Here is a 19,054-nt window from a genome sequence, read left to right as displayed (position 1 = left end):
TCAATTAAGTTGTGATGGGGGGCTACAGGAGCGTATTACTGCACAATGAGCTTTTCAAAAAAGACATTACCACTTACATTTAACATAACCGTGTATATGCCTGCTGCAAAGCGGTTGACGGGCAATATGACCGTATTTTTGCCCGCACCCATTTGCAGATACTGATGATAAATGCTTTGGCCTGCCGGATTAATCACCTCAATGGTTACATTCACATTTGACAGCAGATCAAATTGAATCTTGGTATTGGTAACTGCCGGGTTGGGGAATAAAATATAGCTCTTAACAGGACTTACACCGGGAGGGAGTTTGGGTAATTCTTCCGGTTGTTGAAATCCTTGCGTAAGCAGGGTTTTGCCATTGGTGACAGGCAATACTATTGCTTCTCCTACGGTATACTGGATCTGGATGTTCTGAACAACACCATTTCCGCCGGCACTGGCTACTACCTGCCGGTTCAGAATTACCTGGGCCTTTGATGAAGTACAGACACACGTCAGTAACAACAGTGCACAGGAGTACCTGAGTACAAATGTTCTCATATAGAAAGGTTAATCAGTAAATGAAGATGCTGGAATAATGCTACAGCCTTATGCCGGGAATGCTATGGTAATAAATAACCTGGTTACCTGTTGATCAGGTATAGTGTAAAGTTTTTCATTCATGATAAATCTGTGTTTTAGGGGGAAACCGAATAATACTTTGCTACGTTTCTTGTTTTTTCGTGTTGGGGGAAATCTAACCTTTTAACAATTCGCTACGAATTTGATGCAAATACAGCAACGGGAAAACTATAATTTAACTTTTGGTTGTATTTGATAAAAAAATGGTAGATCCCAACTAAAAACTGGTTTTCGGTCTTATACTTATTTAAGACAATTTTAATGTGACAGAATGCCCGCGCTTGTTAAAAAGAAATAACAATTTGGAAAAGCTGGTCGTTTTATTTATTGTCAAAAATAAGTTACCTTTGCCCCCCAAATTGCATTATTTAGTCACTTTAATATTATGGCAGACTTAAAATTTCAAAGGAACTTTGGTATTGCGGCGCACATCGATGCGGGTAAAACCACTACCACAGAACGTATCCTGTATTATACAGGTAAATCCCACAAAATTGGAGAAGTGCACGAGGGCGCTGCTACAATGGACTGGATGGCACAGGAGCAGGAGAGAGGTATTACCATCACATCTGCGGCAACCACTTGTTTCTGGAATTTTCCAACCTTACAAGGTAAAGCCCAACCTGATACCAAACAATATAAATTCAATATCATCGATACCCCGGGTCACGTGGACTTTACTGTTGAGGTAGAGCGTTCCCTGCGTGTACTGGATGGTCTGGTGGCATTGTTCTGCGCTGTATCCGGTGTTGAACCTCAGTCTGAAACCGTTTGGCGTCAGGCTAACCGCTACCGTGTACCACGTATCGGTTTCGTAAATAAAATGGACCGTTCAGGAGCTGACTTCCTGAATGTGGTTAAGCAGGTGAAAGAAATGCTGGGTGCTAACCCCGTTCCTTTGACTTTGCCAATCGGTGCAGAAGACTCCTTTAAGGGTGTTGTGGACCTGATTACCATGAAAGGTATTATCTGGGATGAAGAAGGAAAAGGTGCTACTTACCAGGAAATTCCTATTCCGGAAGATATGCAGGCTGAAGCAGAAGAGTGGAGAGCTAAACTCGTAGAAGCAGTTGCTGAATACGATGATACCCTGATGGAGAAATTCTTCGAAGATCCTAATTCAATCTCTGAAGACGAAATCCACGAAGCAATCCGTAAAGCTACTATCGATATCGCTATCATCCCGATGATGTGCGGTTCTTCCTTCAAAAACAAAGGTGTACAGAAGATGCTGGATGCGGTTTGCCGTTACCTGCCTTCTCCAATGGACGTTGAAGCGGTAAAAGGTACCAACCCTGACACCGGTGAAGAAATCGAGCGTAAACCAGATGCAAAAGCACCATTGTCTGCACTGGCATTCAAAATTGCAACCGATCCTTTCGTAGGTCGTCTGGCGTTCTTCCGGGTTTATTCCGGTCACCTGGATGCGGGTTCTTATGTACTGAACACCCGTACCGGTAAAAACGAGCGTATCAGCCGTATCATGCAGATGCATGCTAACAAGCAGAATCCTATCGATTTCATCGAAGCTGGTGATATCGGTGCTGCTGTTGGTTTTAAAGATATCAAAACCGGTGATACCCTGTGCGATGAAAAAGCACCGATTATCCTGGAATCAATGACATTCCCTGAACCAGTTATCCACATCGCCATTGAGCCTAAAACTCAGGCAGACGTTGATAAAATGGGTCTGGCTATCTCTAAACTGGTAGAAGAAGATCCTACCCTGAGAGCTAAAACTGACGAAGAAACCGGCCAAACCATTTTGAGTGGTATGGGTGAGCTTCACCTCGAAATCATCGTTGACCGTATGCGTCGCGAGTTCAAGGTAGAAGTTAACCAGGGTGCTCCGCAAGTTGCTTACAAAGAAGCACTGACTACCAAAGTTGAACACCGTGAGGTATTCAAGAAACAAACTGGTGGTCGTGGTAAATTCGCGGATATCCAGATCGAAATCGGACCTGCAGACGCAGAATGGTTGAAAGAAAACGAAGGCAAATCCTTCCAGTTCGTAAATGATATCTTTGGTGGTTCCATCCCTAAAGAATTCATCCCTGCAGTACAGAAAGGTTTTGAACAGTCCCTCAACCAGGGTGTTCTCGCAAACTTCCCGCTGGTGAATCTGAGAGTACGTCTGTTTGACGGTTCTTACCACCAGGTGGATTCTGATGCGATGTCATTCGAATTGTGCGCTAAATCCGCTTTCCGTGAAGCTGCCCGCAAAGCTAAACCAGTATTGCTGGAGCCAATCATGAAAGTAGAAGTACTGACTCCAGACCAATACATGGGTGATGTTACAGGTGATCTGAACCGTCGTCGTGGTATGCTGGAAGGTATGGACTCCAAAAACGGTGTTCAGGTAATTAAAGCTAAAGTTCCGTTGAGCGAAATGTTCGGTTACGTAACTCAGCTGCGTTCCCTGTCTTCCGGTCGCGCAAGCTCTATCATGGAATTCTCCCACTATGCACCAGCTCCAAACAACGTAGCTGAAGAAGTGGTAGCTAAAGTGAAAGGCAAAGTAAACGCTTAATCATAGCTTCTTTTATATCGGAAAGGTTGTCCTGCCAAAGCGGGACAACCTTTCTGCTTTTTTGCCGGCAACTGACATGAACATGCTATTGCCATGAAAAGAATATTCGATATTTTACGTTGAAATAACCTACAACTGCAATTTACTTTTTGCTAACTGCCAGGGTCCTGTTCTACAGGACCTTTTTTATTTTTTATACCTCATGATAGGGGGAGGCTCTTCTTTTGGCGTCATTGTATTGAATCTCATCCATTCAACCTATATTTTTTACAGATAGCCTTGAAATTTATGTCAATAGAGTTATTGCAAGCACCTCCTACAACTGTAATTTCGACATCGGGAGAAATGGTAACGCTTACTCCTGGCCTTGACCTGATTCTGCCCTGTTGGAACCCTTCGGGCCCCTGGGTGGAATCACTTATCAGGCACTATCACGAGGTGACAACGATCATGGGAAAAGTGCCTGTTCAGTTGATTCTTGTGAATGATGGTTCTGAGCGAAATTTCACTGCACAACATATAGCCTGGCTCGAAGCTGCCATTCCTGATATTATCATTGTTAGCTATACCCGCAACCGTGGTAAAGGATATGCAGTAAGAGAGGGTGTAAAACGTTCTCAGCATGCTTACCAGGTGTATACTGACCTGGATTTCCCCTTTGGCATATATGCCGTGAAGGAAGCCTATGACCGTCTGCAACAGGGACTGGATGTTGTGGCAGGGGAGAGAGGGGCTGCCTATCTTCGCGCGTTACCCCGTAAGCGCCGTACAATTACCCGTATCAGCCGGTTTTTAAACAGGATAGTGCTGGACCTGAAGGTAGAAGATGCCCAGGCTGGCCTCAAAGGCTTTAATGCGTATGGTAGAAACATACTGTTGAAAACCCGTATAGATGGCTTTTTGTATGATAGCGAATTTCTATATCATGCAGGCCGCCGCCCACATGTTAAAATTGGTGCAGTTGCAGTATCTTGCCGTCCCGGCATACAGTTCTCATCTTTCCGTTTCAAACTATTGATGAAGGAGATGATGAATTATTGCAAGATCATCATCGGCTCTAAAGCCGCTTAGTTTTTTATGGAACAAACGAACAGGATACTGATCAGTGTAGATGTGGAAGAATTTGATATCCCCGAAGAATTCGGTCAACAGGTATCATTACAGGAGAAGCTGGAAGTTTCCAGAAGTGGACTGCAGGCTACACTGGCACTATTTGATAAATATAACGTACGCGCTACCTTTTTCGTGACTGCCTACTGGGCGCAGCATTACCCCGAATTAATCCGGCAGATGGCGGCAAAGCATGAAATAGCCTCCCACGCATATTATCACAGCTCATTTGCAGAGGCCGATCTGGAAGGCTCCAGATTGGCCTTGCAGGAGATCAGCGGACAGCATATACAAGGCTTTAGGATGCCCCGTTTGCGGAAAGTGAATATGGAGGCCCTAAAGGCCGCCGGCTACCTGTATGATGCCTCTGTGAACCCTACATGGCTTCCCGGCAGGTACAATAACTGGCATCTGCCAAGAACTGTTTTTAAAGAAAAGGATACCTGGATCATCCCATCTTCGGTATCTCCCCTCATAAGATATCCCATATTCTGGCTGAGTGTTAAAAATATGCCCCTGTGGATAACCCGGCATTTCAGCAGAAGAGTATTAAAGAAAGATAATTATCTCTCTTTTTATTTCCATCCCTGGGAACTGATAGATATTAATGCTTATACATTACCTGCTTATATCAGGCGTATTTCCGGCGAAAAAATGCAACGTAAAATGGACGGATTCCTAAATTTTTTACAAAAACAGGGAACTTTCTGTACACACGCTGATCTGCTAAAATCCCGCTAGTATTGTTTTACAGCTGATAACGTTCACGACCGGATTTCCCGGACGTGAAAGAACCTGTTTTTTATGCAACAACATTTAACTTATAAATGTTATAGTAATAATGAATAAGGATAAGTAGTCATGTTGAGGGAATTTTCGAACTGTGCGGCAAGAATTTTTTTAAGATTTTTTTATAAGATTAGACTCTTATTATATTCATTTTCAGTAGTTTTGTAATAGACAAGAATCTATTGTCGTGTGATGTTTGTTTAACGAAAATCAAGACTACGTCCCCATTATCCCCCCTGCCTTTTATTTTTTTGATGGCTGCTATCGACAGCTCAGTTGCAAATGGAAGTATTTGCCTGGAAGTTTCTTATTCATTCAACATGTTAAATTGTTAAAACTAAAAATCAGACTATGAAAAGAATTCGTCTCTTAACCCTTGCACTTTCAGCTGTATTGTTTGGTTCTGCTGCTAACGCTCAAATTCAGAAAGGAAATATTATGGTTGGTGCGGATCTTACCAATCTTAATGTTGTTTTCCAAAAGGAAAGCACTGCTTTTAATTTTAATCTTTCTCCAAAAGTTGGTTGGTTTATCAAAGACGGTCTGGCTATTGGTGGTTATGTTAATTTTGGAGCAAACACCACAAAGAATAAAACGACTGACACCAGGGCTTCCAATACAAGCTACGGTGTAGGAGCTTTTGCACGTTATTTTGTGGAAGATAAAAATGTTAGAAAACTGGAGTTCTCCAAAAGAACCCGTTTCTTCCTGGAGGCAAATGCAGGTTTTGCTGGTCAAAATCCGGCAAGTGGTGCTTCTACCAATGGTTTTAACGTGGGTATAGGCCCCGGCATTTCCTATTTTATTACTCCCAACATTGGTTTGGAAGGATTGTTTAAATATGATCTTACTGTGGGTGGAGGTAATTCAACTACCGCAAACAGGCTTAGTTTGGGCATAGGTTTCCAGATCTATCTGCCATCAGCCAAAGCTAAAGCGATCTATAAAGAAGAAAGAGGTAAATAAATTTACATATCAACTTACCAATGGTTACGGCTGCATTTTTTGCGGCCGTAACCATTTTCATTAGTGTTCCTAACCGGATAAGCAGGCGCTGAATAAAATGAATACGGAAACCCGGAATGAACTAATTGAATGGAGGCTTTTCAGCAGGAACAGGTTATTTTAGTAGCTTATCTGCATAAACACAGACAGGGGATTGCTGAAAACCCAGGATAGAGTAAGCGTTACGTCCAAAAATACTCCGGTATGTTGAACACTATTCTTCAGGCTGTGCTTAAGTTTTTGCACACCGTAGCAGGTGCACTGTAGTTTTCTACATTGTTACACAAGGATATTTCCTAATGGGATTGCCGAAAACCATATAAGAGAGTAGGCCAAAAAACATCATCCAAAAAATCATCGCCTTATGATCCTTGATGCATTAAACACATTCCTGACAGGGTTACTGGCATTGCTGGTATCTGCCCTCGGAGGTATCTGATTGTGTAGTAGCACAAGCGGCTACCCCTTGCGGTAACTTTCAGACGATCCATTGTAGTGGTCTGGTTGGTATTTTATAATGCTTTCTGTGGCCATTGATGTAAACCTGATAAGGTGCTGTTGTTGGTAGCCCACGAAACACTCGTCAAAAGTATTAGCGTATTTTACAATCTATTTTAGTAAAGAGAGCTTTGGTGGTATGCCAAAGCTCTCTTTGGTTTAAAGGAACCCTCACTGGAATGGGATTGAACAATTCGAAATTAGGATTCCGAACTGAACAAAATGAACGAACGGATTTAAGTGAATAGATTTTAATTTCGACATGCACTTAAAAAAGTAGGTGCCCTGGGATTGCCGAAAACCAAATCAAGAGAGTAGGTATCACCCGTAGTAAAAACTATCTTATGGATTTACTGACTCAATTGCTGGCGACTATCGTTGCATTGCTGAAATCTCTGCTGGGAGGTCTGTAAGAAGATTTCCTTTTGGTAAGGGATTCATTTCGTACTTAAGTTATGCTATTTCCCTTACACTCATCATCCTTTTGGCTGTTCATACCCTGAACAGCCTTTTTTTTGTGTGCATGTTCCTCGTTAAACGGCTGTGGTGGCTGAATGAACAGCATGATTAAATGTTGCCGGAATGAACAAAATGAACGACTGCATATTGAATGATAGCTTTTAATTTTAGTCCTGTTAACTGAATAACAACTGGGAATGCCGAAAACCAGACAATAGAGTAGGCAATATCTTATAAAAACCTTTTCCCATGGATTTAGTGAATCAATTGCTGGCGTTAATTCTTGGCCTGCTGAAATCTCTGCTGGGCGGTCTGTAAGCAGATTTCCTGTAAGGGATTATTTCGTATTTAGTTATGCTATTTCCTTACAAACATTATCCGAGGCTGTTCACCACGAACAGCCTCTTTTTTACCCGCAGATTCCCCGGAAATTGGCAGTGATAGCTGAATGAACAGGAGAGGGGACTGTTGTTGGAATGAACAAGATGAACGGCTGCATATTGAATGATAGCTTTTAATTCTGTTAACTGAATAACAACTGGGGAATGCCGAAAACCAGACAATAGAGTAGGCAATATCTTATAAAAACCTTTTCCCATGGATTTACTAAATCAACTGCTGGCATTAATCTTAGGATTAATTCAATCATTATTGGGTGGTTTAGGCGGTGGCTTACCGCTTTAATCGGATGGTCGCCCGACCATAGGTGTACTCAAACCACTTTAATTATTCAGCAAAGGGCTGTTCCGGTAAGCAGGAACAGCCCTTTGTGTTGAGTATGGGTCTTCACTATGCCACCTGAGCCGGAAGATATCATTCAATGTCTTTGGGGTCAATAAAAGTCCGGACCTGAAGAAAGTTGGCAGTCCTTCCGCATCCTTCTTCCTTCAGTTTATGCCCTCTCTGTTATGGGAGCGCCCTGAAATCTTCCAATGGATATTGTGCAGTAACTGTCCTCCTGCCATTGATTTTACCCTGGTAAAACCGGTTTTACCTGTCTCCCCGAAAAAAGTTATAAAGAAATTTGCCTTTTTTTGGTTTTGAAATTTGTTTTCCTATATTTGTCAAAACGAGCATGTGAAGTTACCTTAAGGCTTAACACACACACAATGAATGTTTTCTGAAGCCTTATTGCCCGATAATTTTGTTTTCACCCCCTTCCAACTGCCGCCGGAGCTAGCCTTTTGCCCGGGATCTTTTATTTTTTCCTGAGATTTATTTGCCAAATAGAAAAAACGGGTTACCTTTGCCCTCCCAAATTGTATTGGGAAAAAACAAGAAGAAGTTCATTGCATATGTCTCAGAGAATAAGAATCAAGCTGAAGTCCTACGATCATAACCTGGTAGACAAGTCTGCTGAGAAGATCGTTAAAACCGTGCGTAACACGGGTGCCGTGGTAACAGGTCCAATTCCTTTACCTACCGAGAAGAAAATATTTACAGTATTACGTTCTCCGCACGTTAATAAGAAAGCGCGCGAGCAGTTCCAACTGTGTACACACAAACGTTTACTGGATATTTACACGTCTTCTTCCAGAACTGTAGACGCGCTGAGTAAGCTCGATCTGCCTTCCGGAGTGGAAGTTGAAATTAAAGCATAGGACAACAGCAAGGCGGGCGAAAGGCCGGCCTTTTATTGATTTATGGTTACCTCGCTGATTATCAGCAAGGTAACAATTTTAACAAGCAAACATAGGTCGCGCCTTCTGGGCGGCCGCCCAATAAATGTATTTAAACCGCCCATCCTGGGGATAGCACGAAATCCCCCAGGCGCTGGGTAAAATCATATAAAAAATGAAAGGTATTATTGGCAAAAAGATTGGTATGACCAGCATCTTCGAAGCTAATGGTAAGCAAACTGCTGTTACCATTATCGAAGCGGGTCCCAACGTTGTAACCCAGGTAAAAACCCTGGAAACAGATGGTTACAATGCAATTCAGGTTTCTTTCGGTGAGAAGAAAGAAAAGCACACCACAAAAGCAGAAAGCAATCACTTCGCGAAAGCAAGCACCTCTCCCAAACGTTTTGTAAAAGAACTCCGCAACCCGGACGTACAGAAAGCCCTCGGTGAATCTATCACATGCGAAATCTTCGCAGAAGGTGAATCAATTGACGTTGTAGGCACTTCCAAAGGTAAAGGTTTCCAGGGTGTTGTAAAACGCCACGGATTCAGCGGTGTGGGTGAAGCTACCCACGGTCAGCACGATAGAAGCAGAGCTCCTGGTTCTGTTGGTGGATCATCTTATCCTTCCCGCGTTTTCAAGGGTATGCGTATGGCCGGCCAGACAGGTAACGAAAGAATAAAAGTGAAAGGTCTGAAGATCGTGAAAATATTCCCTGAAAAGAATTATATCCTGGTAAGTGGTTCCGTTCCCGGCCACATTGGTTCAATCGTTTTAATCCAGAAGTAACATGCAAATCGATATTTTAAATATAGAAGGTAAGAAAACCGGAAGGTCAATTGAACTTCCAGAGGAGATCTTTGGTGTTGAACCTAACAACCACGTCATCTACCTGGCTGTTAAACAATACCTCGCTGCTCAGCGTCAGGGTACCCACAAGGTAAAAACCAGAGCTGAAGTACAAGGTGCTTCCCGCAAACTGCACAAACAGAAAGGTACTGGTGGTGCCCGTAAAGGTAACATCCGTAACCCATTGTATAAAGGTGGTGGTACCATCTTTGGACCAAAACCGCACGGTTGGGGTTTTAAACTGAACAGAAAAGTGAAAGATCTCGCTAAGATCTCCGCCCTGTCAGTAAAAGCTAAAGAAAACAGCATCATCATTGTTGAAGATCTGCAGCTCGAAACACCTAAAACAAAACAATTCGTTGGATTCCTGAAGAACCTGAACATCAACGTTGAAGGCAGAAAGACTATGTTCATCACGCCTGAATACAATGACAATGTTTATCTGTCTTTGAGAAACATCCCTACTGTAGACGGTACTGTACTGAGCGACGTAAACACTTACGACATCATGAACAGCAATTACATCGTTTTCACAGAAAGCGCTGCTAAAATCTTCACAGAAGAGCCTGCAGAAGCTGAAGCTTAGGATGTCAAAACCAATTAAATAACAGCTCGCGGCCAACGCCAACAGCTAAATGCTATAAAGAAAATGAAACTTTCTGACGTTTTAATCAAACCGGTGGTATCCGAAAAGGTTAATAAAGCAACCGAAAAATTCAACCGCTACTACTTCATCGTTGACAAAAAAGCCAACAAACTGGAGATCAAAAAAGCAGTAGAAGAATTTTACGGTGTAACCGTAGCAGATGTAAACACTGCAGTAATGCCAGGTAAAGCTAAATTCCGCTTTACTAAAGCCGGTTTCATCGCAGGTAAAAAACCGTCTTACAAAAAGGCGATCATTACCGTTGCAACTGGTGAAACTATAGATCTGTATGCTAACATGTAGTGCCGTTCCGGCCTGAACAGCCGGGATGTGGATGTATATACAGATCACGATTTATATTTAATAACATTTAACTTTTTAGGAAGTAATGGCACTGAAGAAGTTCAAACCAATGACGGCCGGTACCCGCTGGAAAATAGGCAACGCTTACGCTGAGCTGACATCGGATACCCCTGAGAAAAGCCTGCTGGAACCGATCAAAAGAACCGGCGGTAGAAATGCGCAAGGAAGAATGTCCATGCGCTACATAGGTGGTGGTCACAAGAAACAATACCGTGTAATTGATTTCAAACGTGATAAAGAGAATGTACCTGCTACAGTTAAAACGATCGAATATGATCCTAACCGTAGCGCATTCATCGCACTGGTAAACTATGCTGATGGTGAAAAACGTTATATCATTGCTCCACAGGGCTTACAAGTTGGCGGTACCGTTATCAGCGGCGCTGACGTAGCTCCGGAAGTAGGTAACGCTTTACCATTGAAAAATATGCCACTGGGTACTGTAGTACACAACATTGAGCTGCAGCCTGGTAAAGGTGGTGCGATCGCAAGAAGCGCCGGCGCTTATGCTCAGTTATCCAACAAGGAAGAAAAGTATGCCGTACTGAAAATGCCTTCCGGTGAGCTCCGCAAAGTATTAAATACTTGTAAAGCAACCGTAGGTACTGTTTCTAACTCCGACCACGCTCTGCAATCCATCGGTAAAGCAGGTGCTAACCGTTGGAGAGGTATCCGCCCCCGCAACCGTGGTGTGGCTATGAACCCTGTGGATCACCCAATGGGTGGTGGTGAAGGTAAATCTTCCGGAGGCCATCCAAGATCAAGAACTGGTAAATATGCGAAAGGTCTGAAAACCAGAAAACCGCATAAGAGTTCTGATAAGCTGATCATTAGCAGAAAAAACGGTAAAAAATTATAATATTTCGGAATTCGGGCTCCGGTAGCAGTACCGGATCTCGGGTTTGAAAAATCATAAATCAGTAAGACATGGCTCGTTCCATAAAAAAAGGTCCTTACGTAGACCTGAAATTAGAAACAAAAGTTGAGAAGATGAATACCGGTACCAAGCGTTCTGTTATCAAGACCTGGAGCCGTCGTTCTACTATCACACCTGATTTCGTTGGTCACACGTTCGCAGTACACAATGGCAACAAATTTATTCCTGTTTATGTAACAGAATTCATGGTTGGTCATAAACTGGGCGAATTTGCTCCTACACGTAACTTCAGAGGACACGTTAACAAGAAAATGTAAATTATAGTCTGAGGTTTGAGGTTTGAAGTATTCAGTTTCAAACCGATAACATCAAACATCAGGCATCAGACACTTAATAATAAAAGAAATTAATTACAATGGAAGCAGTAGCTAAGCTGAATAATAATCCTACATCTCCCCGCAAAATGCGTTTGCTGGCAGACTTAATCCGCGGTCTGGATGTAGAAAAGGCTTTGAATATTTTGAAATTCCATCCGAAACACCCGAGCGTACCTTTAGAAAAACTGCTGGTATCCGCTATCGCTAACTGGAAAGTTAAAAACGAAGGTGCAAGGGTAGAAGATGCTAACCTGATCGTAAAAACCGTTTTTGTTGATGGTGGCCGCACACTGAAAAGAATGCGTCCAGCTCCACAGGGAAGGGGTTACCGTATCCGCAAGAGAAGTAACCACGTAACGATTGTAGTTGACGGTAAAGCACAGTAATTAGTGCACATCGGAAACGAGATAGAAACAAAACTATTAAACTAATAGACAAATAACCAGAACATGGGTCAGAAAACAAATCCTATTGGTAACAGGTTAGGTATCATCAGAGGATGGGACTCTAATTGGTATGGCAGCAAAAAAGACTTTGCTGTTAAACTGATCGAAGATAACAAGATCAGAACTTATCTGAATGCCCGTATCAACAAAGGCGGTATTTCAAGAGTTGTGATCGAAAGAACTTTAGGTAAGTTAATCATCACTGTTCATACTTCTAAGCCTGGTATCATCATTGGTAAAGGCGGTAACGAAGTTGATCGCATCAAGGAAGAACTGAAGAAGCTGACAGGTAAAGAAGATGTTCAGATCAACATCCTCGAAATCCGTCGTCCCGAAATGGATGCTAACATCGTTGCTGAAACAATTGCAAAACAAATTGAAAGCCGTATCAACTACAAACGTGCTATCAAAATGGCAATTGCTACTGCTCTGAGAATGGGTGCAGAAGGTATCAAGGTTAAAATCAGTGGCCGTTTAGGTGGTGCTGAAATTGCCCGTTCCGAAGAAATGAAACAAGGTCGCGTGCCTTTACATACTTTCCGTATGGACATCGATTACGCTTCCCTGTTCGCTTTAACGGTTTATGGTAAAATCGGTATCAAAGTATGGATCTGTAAAGGTGAAGTACTGGGTAAACGCGATCTTAACCCGAACGTTTTAACCGGTAAAGAAGGCGATAATCGTGGCACTGGTCATGGTGGTGAACGCAGAGAACATCACGGTGAACGTAGAGATAACCGCGGTGGTGGCGAAAGAAGAGGCGGTGGAGAACACCGTGGCGGCGGCCGCAGATAGTATCTGGCGGTAGAGCAGACATTAACAATTACTATTAACATTAACAACATAGACGATGTTACAGCCAAAAAGAACGAAACACAGGAAGATGCACAAAGGCCGCATCAAAGGGAACGCTAAAAGAGGCGCTACCCTCTCCTTTGGTACTTTCGGTCTTAAAGCATTAGAACCTAAGTGGATCACCGACAGGCAGATCGAAGCTGCTCGTGTGGCACTCACAAGACACATGAAACGTGAAGGTAACGTGTGGATCCGCATATTCCCTGACAAACCTATCACTGCTAAGCCTTTGGAAGTGAGGATGGGTAAAGGTAAAGGTGCTCCTGACCATTGGGCAGCAGTAGTGAAGCCAGGTAGAATTTTATTTGAAGCTGATGGCGTTTCCTTACAGGTAGCAAAAGAAGCAATGGAACTCGCAGCTCAGAAACTGCCCATCAAAGTAAAATTTGTAACCAGCCGCGACTTCGTAGCTTAATTACAGGTACACAATAACTAAAAATCCGGTAATCCTGCCCCGGCAGCTAACCGAATCAAATTCAATACAATGGCAAAAGAAAAGCTGGAACTGAAAGGCCTGAGCGAACAAGATCTGAAAGAGAAAATCTCTGCAGAAGAACTCCGCTTGAAAAAAATGACCTTTGGTCACGCAATTACGCCAATCGAAAATCCAATGAGCATCCGCGCCGTAAGACGCGATATCGCTCGGATGAACACCGAACTGCGTAAAAGACAACTGGGCTTCTGATTCGTCAGTCCCGGTGACCCCGGGACTGCTGACATAGCATTAGTATAACACAATTTATGACCTCCTCACGGAGGGTTAAATACTTTCAACAATGACGACCGAAAGAAAATTAAGAAAAACCAGGATTGGTGTGGTTGCCAGCAACAAAATGGATAAAACCATCACCGTTAAGGTGGAGCGTAAGGTAAAGCACCCGATCTATGGTAAATTCGTGAAAAAAACTACCAAGTTCATGGCACACGACGATAAGAACGAGTGCAGCATTGGCGATACCGTGAAAATCGCGGAAACTCGTCCTTTGAGCAAGAACAAGTGCTGGAGACTGGTAGAAGTAATCGCTAAAGTAAAATAATTATTTATTTGTTTCAAGCTGTATCCGGCGATCCCGGTTACAGCCGCTGACTAAACAATATCAAATCTCATTTCGATGATACAACAAGAATCAAGACTGAGTGTAGCTGACAACAGCGGTGCCAAAGAAGTACTTTGCATCCGCGTGTTAGGTAACTCCGGTCAGGACTACGCTGGCGTAGGCGATAAGATTGTAGTAACCGTGAAGGATGCAATGCCAGGCGGTGGTGTTAAGAAAGGTATGGTTACTAAAGCTGTAATCGTAAGAACTAAGAACAAATTACGTCGTAAAGACGGTTCTTATATCCGTTTCGATGATAACGCAGTAGTACTGCTGAATAACTCAGACGAACCTCGCGGTACCCGTATTTTCGGTCCGGTTGCACGTGAGTTGAGAGACAAGGGTTATATGAAAATTATCTCCCTCGCTCCTGAGGTATTATAAGATATTATCGATTGAGGGATTCAGGATTTTTCAGATAAATTTCCTGAATCCCAAAATTCATAAATATTTCTTATCTTTGCAGCCCGTTTGCAAAACGAGAAAAAACATTAATCAAGCGAAACAACTGTTTCGCTTGGCGTTTATAAATAAATCAAAGTAATGAAAACTAGATTTAAGCCTAAATTCAACATTAAGAAGGGCGACCTGGTTGCGGTAATTGCCGGTGATGACAAGGACAGGACCAAAGCGCGTAAAGTGCTGGAAGTTCAGCCTGATAAAGCCCGCATTCTTGTAGAAGGCGTTAACATTATTACCAAGCACACAAAGCCTACCGCTCAGAATACCAAAGGTGGTATTGTTAAGCAGGAAGCTCCTATTGCTATCTCCAACGTGATGCTGTGGGACGCCAAAACTGGTGCTCCAACCAAAGTTAACAGGAAGAGAGAAAACGGTAAATTAATTCGTATCGCTAAAAAATCAGGGGAGGAAATTAAATAATGTCAAACACAAAATATACTCCGAGACTGCAGACCAAATACCACGAGGAAGTTAAATCTGCACTGATGAAGAAATTCAACTACAAAAGTGTAATGCAGGTTCCTCGCCTGGTAAAAATTTGCCTGAACCAGGGTATCAATGGTGCAGTAGGTGATAAGAAACTGGTAGACATCGCAGTAGACGAAATGACCCGCATCGCTGGTCAGAAAGCTATCGCTACTATGTCTAAGAAGGATATCTCCAACTTCAAACTGAGAAAGAACATGCCTATCGGTGCACGTGTAACTTTACGCGCTACCAATATGTATGACTTCCTGGATCGTTTGATCGCTGTATCCCTCCCACGTGTACGTGACTTCAAAGGTGTGAACGAAAAAGCTTTTGATGGTCGTGGTAACTACACTATGGGTATCACCGAACAAATCATCTTCCCTGAAATCGATATCGATAAAGTAACGAAAATGTCCGGTATGGATATCACTTTTGTTACAACTGCAAACACCAATGAAGAAGCTTACGAGCTCCTGAAAGAAATGGGTATGCCGTTCAAGGGTATGAAAAAAGATAATCAGTAAATCGAAACGATAATATAATTATGGCAAAAGAATCCGTAAAAGCCAGACAAAGGAAAAGAGAAGCTATGGTAGCAAAGTTCGCTGAAAAGCGTGCTGCCCTGAAAGCTGCCGGTGACTACGCTGCACTGGACCAACTTCCAAAAAATGCTTCTCCTGTTCGTCTGCACAACAGATGCCAGCTGACCGGTCGTCCTAAAGGATACATGCGTCACTTTGGTCTTTGCAGGAACATGTTCCGTGACCTGGCACTCGCAGGTAAAATCCCTGGCGTTAGAAAAGCCAGCTGGTAATTAAAGATTGACTGCATTTGGTTATTTATTCCATGAACAAATAGCCAGATCTGTAAATCTCTGAATGTAAGTTATTTTGATTCCCATCTTATTACGATTGGATATCGCATTGTAAACATTATCAAACTATTTCAACAATGGTTACTGATCCAATAGCAGACTTCCTGACACGTATCCGGAACGCGCAAATGGCCACCCACAGGATTGTGGAAATTCCGGCTTCCAAGCTGAAAAAACGTATTACAGAAATTCTGTACGACAAAGGTTATATCCTGAAGTACAAATTCGAAGAAGATACTAAACAAGGCGTTATCAAAATCGCTTTGAAGTACGATCCGATCTCTAAAGAGCCCGCTATCAAGGAAATACAACGCATTAGCCGTCCAGGTTTGCGTCAGTACGCTAAACCAGAAGAGTTTAAGCGCGTGAAGAACGGTTTAGGCGTGGCGATCATCTCTACTTCTAAAGGTGTAATGACCGATAAAGAAGCAAAAGCTCAAAACGTAGGTGGCGAAGTAGTTTGCTACGTATATTAATATATTGAATGATTGGTTGTTGTACAACCAGTCATTCACTTAAGTTATCTGACAATTAAGCTCTCTATACGGCGCTGAACACGGATAACCGGTACACAAATATCAAACAACTTTAAATTAAAGTTATGTCTCGTATAGGTAAAAGTCCTATCAAGTTGGCTAGCGGTGTTACAGTTTCTGTTTCCCCCTCCAATGAAGTAACCGTAAAGGGCCCAAAAGGTGAACTGAAAAGGAACATCGACAGGGATATGAAGATAGAAGTGAAGGAAGGCGTGCTGACTATCATCCGCCCAACTGAACAGATCCGTCACAAAGCACTCCACGGTTTATACCGCGCTTTGCTGGCGAACATGGTTACTGGTGTAACTGATGGCTTCAAGAAACAACTGGAACTGGTGGGTGTTGGTTATAAAGCCGCAAACAACGGTCAGTTACTCGATCTCGCGTTAGGTTATTCTCACAATATCATTTTCGAAATTCCTAAAGAACTGAAGGTAGCTACCCTGACTGAAAAAGGTCAGAACCCTAAGATCATGCTGGAAGGTATCGATAATCAATTACTGGGTCAGGTGGCTGCTAAAATCCGTGGCCTGCGTAAACCAGAGCCTTACAAAGGTAAAGGTGTTCGCTACAGTGATGAAGTGGTACGTAAGAAAGCTGGTAAATCAGCTGGTAAATAAAATTTTTAATTGGCTAATCAGCTTACAAAGCTGGTTAGCTGATTTTAACAGATATCCCGGCAGCATCGGGGTAATAAAATAAAACTCAAAATGAGCACAAAAGTTAACAGGAGACAGAAAATCCGCTACCGCATCCGTAAGAAAATCTCCGGTACTGCACAAGCACCAAGATTATCTGTATTTCGCAGCAACAGCGATATCTATGTGCAATTGATAGATGATACCAATGGCACTACCCTGGCTTCAGCTTCTTCCCGTGATAAGGACATCAAAGCCCAGCAAGGAACTAAAATCGAAAAATCTGCACTGGTAGGTAAAGCGCTGGCTGTTAAAGCACTGGCACTGGGTCTGACCACCTGCATCTTCGATAGAAGTGGTTATTTATATCATGGCCGCGTGAAAAGCGTAGCTGACGGAGCAAGAGAAGGCGGTCTTCAGTTTTAATCACGAAGTCCGAATCTTATAATTCTGAACAAGTAATTCTTATAAAATAAAATGGCAAAGAATTCATTCAATAAAGTAAAGGCTGGTGATCTGGAGCTGAAAGAAAAAGTGGTGGCGATCAACCGTGTTACTAAAACAACTAAAGGCGGTCGTACATTTAGTTTCTCCGCACTGGTAGTAGTAGGTAACGAAAACGGTGTTGTAGGTCATGGTCTTGGTAAAGCGAAAGAAGTGCAGCAGGCTATCACTAAAGGTATAGACGATGCAAAAAAGAACCTGATCAAGGTTCCTGTTATGCACGGCACTATTCCTCACGATCAGTTTGCTAAAGAAGGCGCTGCCAAAGTTTTGATCAAACCAGCTGCTCATGGTACTGGTGTGATCGCTGGAGGTTCTATGCGCGCAGTGCTGGAAAGCGCTGGTGTAACGGACGTTCTGGCTAAATCTTTAGGTTCTGCTAACCCACACAACGTGGTGAAGGCTACCTTCAAAGCACTGGGTATGTTACGCGAGCCTATCAGCATCGCTAAAACCAGAGGCGTTTCCCTGAAGAAAGTTTTCAACGGATAATTAATACCCACCTCTCTCCGGAGACCGAGGTATTTTTCCCCCGAGGAAATTTTGAAAATAATTCATTAACAATTAAATTACTCCGCCTTAGGCGGATAGGGGTTTATGGCAAAGATTAAGATCACTCAAGTGAAAAGTGGTATAGACCGTCCTGAGAGGCAGAAATTGACCTTGAAGGCACTGGGCCTGACTAAGATGCACGCTACTGTTGAAGTAGAAGCAACTCCTCAGATCCTGGGAATGGTCCGTAAAGTTAATCACCTTGTAACGGTAGAAACAGTTAACGCTTAATTTAAGTAACACTGCTGTGGGATTGTCTTTTGATAATCTTACCTTTACATTTGTGACTTTACCATTTTTATTTTAGAATAAAGCGAGCGGTTAATTTCCGCGCAAGTAAAACAATTAGATATGAATCTGCATTCATTACAGCCTGCACAAGGCGCTGTACATAAAGAAAAACGTCTGGGACGTGGTGAGGCTTCCGGTAAAGGTGGTACCTCTACAAAAGGTAACAAAGGTATCCAGCAACGTGCTGGTTACTCCAGCAAAAGAGGCTTCGAAGGTGGCCAGATGCCCATCCAACGCCGTATGCCTAAACGCGGTTTCATCAACAATAACCGTGAAGAATACAAAATCTTCAACCTGGGCCAACTGGATCAATTAGTTGAGAAATATGGCCTCCAGGAGTTTAATCTGGAAAACCTGTTCATGAACGGTCTGATTAACAGAACAGCTAAAGTTAAGATTCTCGCTAACGGAGAACTCAAAACCAAGGTTACTGTTAAGGTTAACGCGATCAGCGAAAAAGCTAAACAGGCCATCGAAACAGCAGGTGGATCAGTAGAACTGGTATAAGACTTTGACTGAGGAGACGCCTACGGAGTAGTGCGTCTTTTCATATTTAATAGCGCTATTAAACCTTTATCT

At 42.8% G+C, this 19,054-nt stretch carries 26 protein-coding genes; 25 read left to right on the top strand and 1 reads right to left on the bottom strand.

Annotated features, from left to right (window positions below; all coding sequences use genetic code 11):
• Positions 1 to 35: 35 nt before the first annotated feature.
• Positions 36 to 542 carry a T9SS type A sorting domain-containing protein gene (locus AB4Z08_RS04905; RefSeq protein WP_441572612.1) on the bottom strand — a complete coding sequence of 169 codons (507 nt, stop codon included), beginning with the start codon at positions 540 to 542 and terminating at the stop codon, positions 36 to 38.
• Positions 543 to 1,008: 466 nt separating this feature from the next.
• On the opposite strand from AB4Z08_RS04905, the gene fusA reads away from it, so the two are divergent.
• The 25 genes from fusA (at position 1,009) to rplO (ending at position 18,982) form a co-directional block, all read left to right on the top strand.
• The gene (fusA, locus tag AB4Z08_RS04900; RefSeq protein WP_441572611.1) at positions 1,009 to 3,153 is read left to right on the top strand and encodes an elongation factor G; all 2,145 of its coding nucleotides are present in this window, start codon (positions 1,009 to 1,011) and stop codon (positions 3,151 to 3,153) included.
• Between the two features lie 288 nt (positions 3,154 to 3,441).
• The gene (locus AB4Z08_RS04895) at positions 3,442 to 4,224 is read left to right on the top strand and encodes a glycosyltransferase (protein ID WP_441572610.1); all 783 of its coding nucleotides are present in this window, start codon (positions 3,442 to 3,444) and stop codon (positions 4,222 to 4,224) included.
• 6 nt (positions 4,225 to 4,230) lie between these two features.
• On the top strand, positions 4,231 to 5,004 hold the full coding sequence (locus AB4Z08_RS04890; RefSeq protein ID WP_441572609.1) for a polysaccharide deacetylase family protein: 774 nt from the start codon (positions 4,231 to 4,233) through the stop codon (positions 5,002 to 5,004).
• Between the two features lie 399 nt (positions 5,005 to 5,403).
• On the top strand, positions 5,404 to 6,018 hold the full coding sequence (locus AB4Z08_RS04885) for an outer membrane beta-barrel protein (RefSeq protein ID WP_441572608.1): 615 nt from the start codon (positions 5,404 to 5,406) through the stop codon (positions 6,016 to 6,018).
• 2,291 nt (positions 6,019 to 8,309) lie between these two features.
• On the top strand, positions 8,310 to 8,615 hold the full coding sequence (gene rpsJ, locus AB4Z08_RS04880) for a 30S ribosomal protein S10 (protein WP_012789286.1): 306 nt from the start codon (positions 8,310 to 8,312) through the stop codon (positions 8,613 to 8,615).
• Positions 8,616 to 8,808: 193 nt separating this feature from the next.
• Positions 8,809 to 9,426 carry a 50S ribosomal protein L3 gene (gene rplC / locus AB4Z08_RS04875; RefSeq protein WP_133808646.1) on the top strand — a complete coding sequence of 206 codons (618 nt, stop codon included), beginning with the start codon at positions 8,809 to 8,811 and terminating at the stop codon, positions 9,424 to 9,426.
• 1 nt (position 9,427) lies between these two features.
• Positions 9,428 to 10,072: a 50S ribosomal protein L4 gene (rplD, locus tag AB4Z08_RS04870; RefSeq protein ID WP_133808647.1), complete on the top strand. Its 645-nt coding sequence runs from the start codon at positions 9,428 to 9,430 to the stop codon at positions 10,070 to 10,072.
• Positions 10,073 to 10,135: 63 nt separating this feature from the next.
• On the top strand, positions 10,136 to 10,435 hold the full coding sequence (gene rplW, locus AB4Z08_RS04865) for a 50S ribosomal protein L23 (RefSeq protein WP_133808648.1): 300 nt from the start codon (positions 10,136 to 10,138) through the stop codon (positions 10,433 to 10,435).
• Between the two features lie 85 nt (positions 10,436 to 10,520).
• Positions 10,521 to 11,354, top strand: a complete 834-nt coding sequence (gene rplB, locus AB4Z08_RS04860; RefSeq protein WP_133808649.1) for a 50S ribosomal protein L2 — start codon at positions 10,521 to 10,523, stop codon at positions 11,352 to 11,354.
• A gap of 68 nt (positions 11,355 to 11,422) precedes the next feature.
• Positions 11,423 to 11,689 carry a 30S ribosomal protein S19 gene (gene rpsS, locus AB4Z08_RS04855; protein ID WP_079470771.1) on the top strand — a complete coding sequence of 89 codons (267 nt, stop codon included), beginning with the start codon at positions 11,423 to 11,425 and terminating at the stop codon, positions 11,687 to 11,689.
• A 98-nt stretch (positions 11,690 to 11,787) separates the two neighbouring features.
• The gene (gene rplV / locus AB4Z08_RS04850; RefSeq protein ID WP_106527845.1) at positions 11,788 to 12,135 is read left to right on the top strand and encodes a 50S ribosomal protein L22; all 348 of its coding nucleotides are present in this window, start codon (positions 11,788 to 11,790) and stop codon (positions 12,133 to 12,135) included.
• 63 nt (positions 12,136 to 12,198) lie between these two features.
• Positions 12,199 to 12,990 (top strand): 30S ribosomal protein S3, encoded by a 792-nt coding sequence (gene rpsC / locus AB4Z08_RS04845; RefSeq protein ID WP_079470769.1) that lies wholly within the window; start codon positions 12,199 to 12,201, stop codon positions 12,988 to 12,990.
• 55 nt (positions 12,991 to 13,045) lie between these two features.
• Positions 13,046 to 13,465 (top strand): 50S ribosomal protein L16, encoded by a 420-nt coding sequence (gene rplP / locus AB4Z08_RS04840; protein WP_106527847.1) that lies wholly within the window; start codon positions 13,046 to 13,048, stop codon positions 13,463 to 13,465.
• 69 nt (positions 13,466 to 13,534) lie between these two features.
• Positions 13,535 to 13,735, top strand: coding sequence for a 50S ribosomal protein L29 (rpmC, locus tag AB4Z08_RS04835; protein ID WP_079470767.1), 201 nt, complete (start codon positions 13,535 to 13,537; stop codon positions 13,733 to 13,735).
• 91 nt (positions 13,736 to 13,826) lie between these two features.
• Complete coding sequence (gene rpsQ / locus AB4Z08_RS04830; protein ID WP_079470766.1) at positions 13,827 to 14,087, top strand: 30S ribosomal protein S17; 261 nt, start codon at positions 13,827 to 13,829, stop codon at positions 14,085 to 14,087.
• Positions 14,088 to 14,162: 75 nt separating this feature from the next.
• A complete protein-coding gene (gene rplN, locus AB4Z08_RS04825; RefSeq protein ID WP_079470765.1) occupies positions 14,163 to 14,531 on the top strand; it encodes a 50S ribosomal protein L14 in 369 nt (122 codons plus the stop codon).
• Positions 14,532 to 14,690: 159 nt separating this feature from the next.
• On the top strand, positions 14,691 to 15,029 hold the full coding sequence (gene rplX, locus AB4Z08_RS04820; protein WP_133808650.1) for a 50S ribosomal protein L24: 339 nt from the start codon (positions 14,691 to 14,693) through the stop codon (positions 15,027 to 15,029).
• Positions 15,029 to 15,604 (top strand): 50S ribosomal protein L5, encoded by a 576-nt coding sequence (gene rplE / locus AB4Z08_RS04815; protein WP_133808651.1) that lies wholly within the window; start codon positions 15,029 to 15,031, stop codon positions 15,602 to 15,604. Before rplX ends, rplE begins: the two co-directional genes overlap by 1 nt.
• A 20-nt stretch (positions 15,605 to 15,624) precedes the next feature.
• Entirely contained in the window at positions 15,625 to 15,894 is a 270-nt protein-coding gene (gene rpsN, locus AB4Z08_RS04810) for a 30S ribosomal protein S14 (RefSeq protein ID WP_079470762.1), read from the top strand.
• A 137-nt stretch (positions 15,895 to 16,031) separates the two neighbouring features.
• Positions 16,032 to 16,430 (top strand): 30S ribosomal protein S8, encoded by a 399-nt coding sequence (rpsH, locus tag AB4Z08_RS04805; RefSeq protein WP_133808653.1) that lies wholly within the window; start codon positions 16,032 to 16,034, stop codon positions 16,428 to 16,430.
• A 125-nt stretch (positions 16,431 to 16,555) separates the two neighbouring features.
• Positions 16,556 to 17,110: a 50S ribosomal protein L6 gene (rplF, locus tag AB4Z08_RS04800; RefSeq protein ID WP_441572607.1), complete on the top strand. Its 555-nt coding sequence runs from the start codon at positions 16,556 to 16,558 to the stop codon at positions 17,108 to 17,110.
• 90 nt (positions 17,111 to 17,200) lie between these two features.
• Positions 17,201 to 17,554 carry a 50S ribosomal protein L18 gene (gene rplR, locus AB4Z08_RS04795; protein ID WP_133808655.1) on the top strand — a complete coding sequence of 118 codons (354 nt, stop codon included), beginning with the start codon at positions 17,201 to 17,203 and terminating at the stop codon, positions 17,552 to 17,554.
• Between the two features lie 51 nt (positions 17,555 to 17,605).
• Complete coding sequence (gene rpsE / locus AB4Z08_RS04790) at positions 17,606 to 18,124, top strand: 30S ribosomal protein S5 (protein ID WP_133808656.1); 519 nt, start codon at positions 17,606 to 17,608, stop codon at positions 18,122 to 18,124.
• Between the two features lie 105 nt (positions 18,125 to 18,229).
• The gene (rpmD, locus tag AB4Z08_RS04785; RefSeq protein WP_079470757.1) at positions 18,230 to 18,415 is read left to right on the top strand and encodes a 50S ribosomal protein L30; all 186 of its coding nucleotides are present in this window, start codon (positions 18,230 to 18,232) and stop codon (positions 18,413 to 18,415) included.
• A gap of 120 nt (positions 18,416 to 18,535) precedes the next feature.
• Positions 18,536 to 18,982 carry a 50S ribosomal protein L15 gene (rplO, locus tag AB4Z08_RS04780; protein ID WP_133808658.1) on the top strand — a complete coding sequence of 149 codons (447 nt, stop codon included), beginning with the start codon at positions 18,536 to 18,538 and terminating at the stop codon, positions 18,980 to 18,982.
• The last annotated feature ends 72 nt before the right edge of the window (positions 18,983 to 19,054 follow it).

The organism is Chitinophaga sp. RAB17 (assembly GCF_052114225.1).
Lineage (GTDB): Bacteria > Bacteroidota > Bacteroidia > Chitinophagales > Chitinophagaceae > Chitinophaga.
This window is presented reverse-complemented; position numbering and strand designations above follow the sequence as displayed.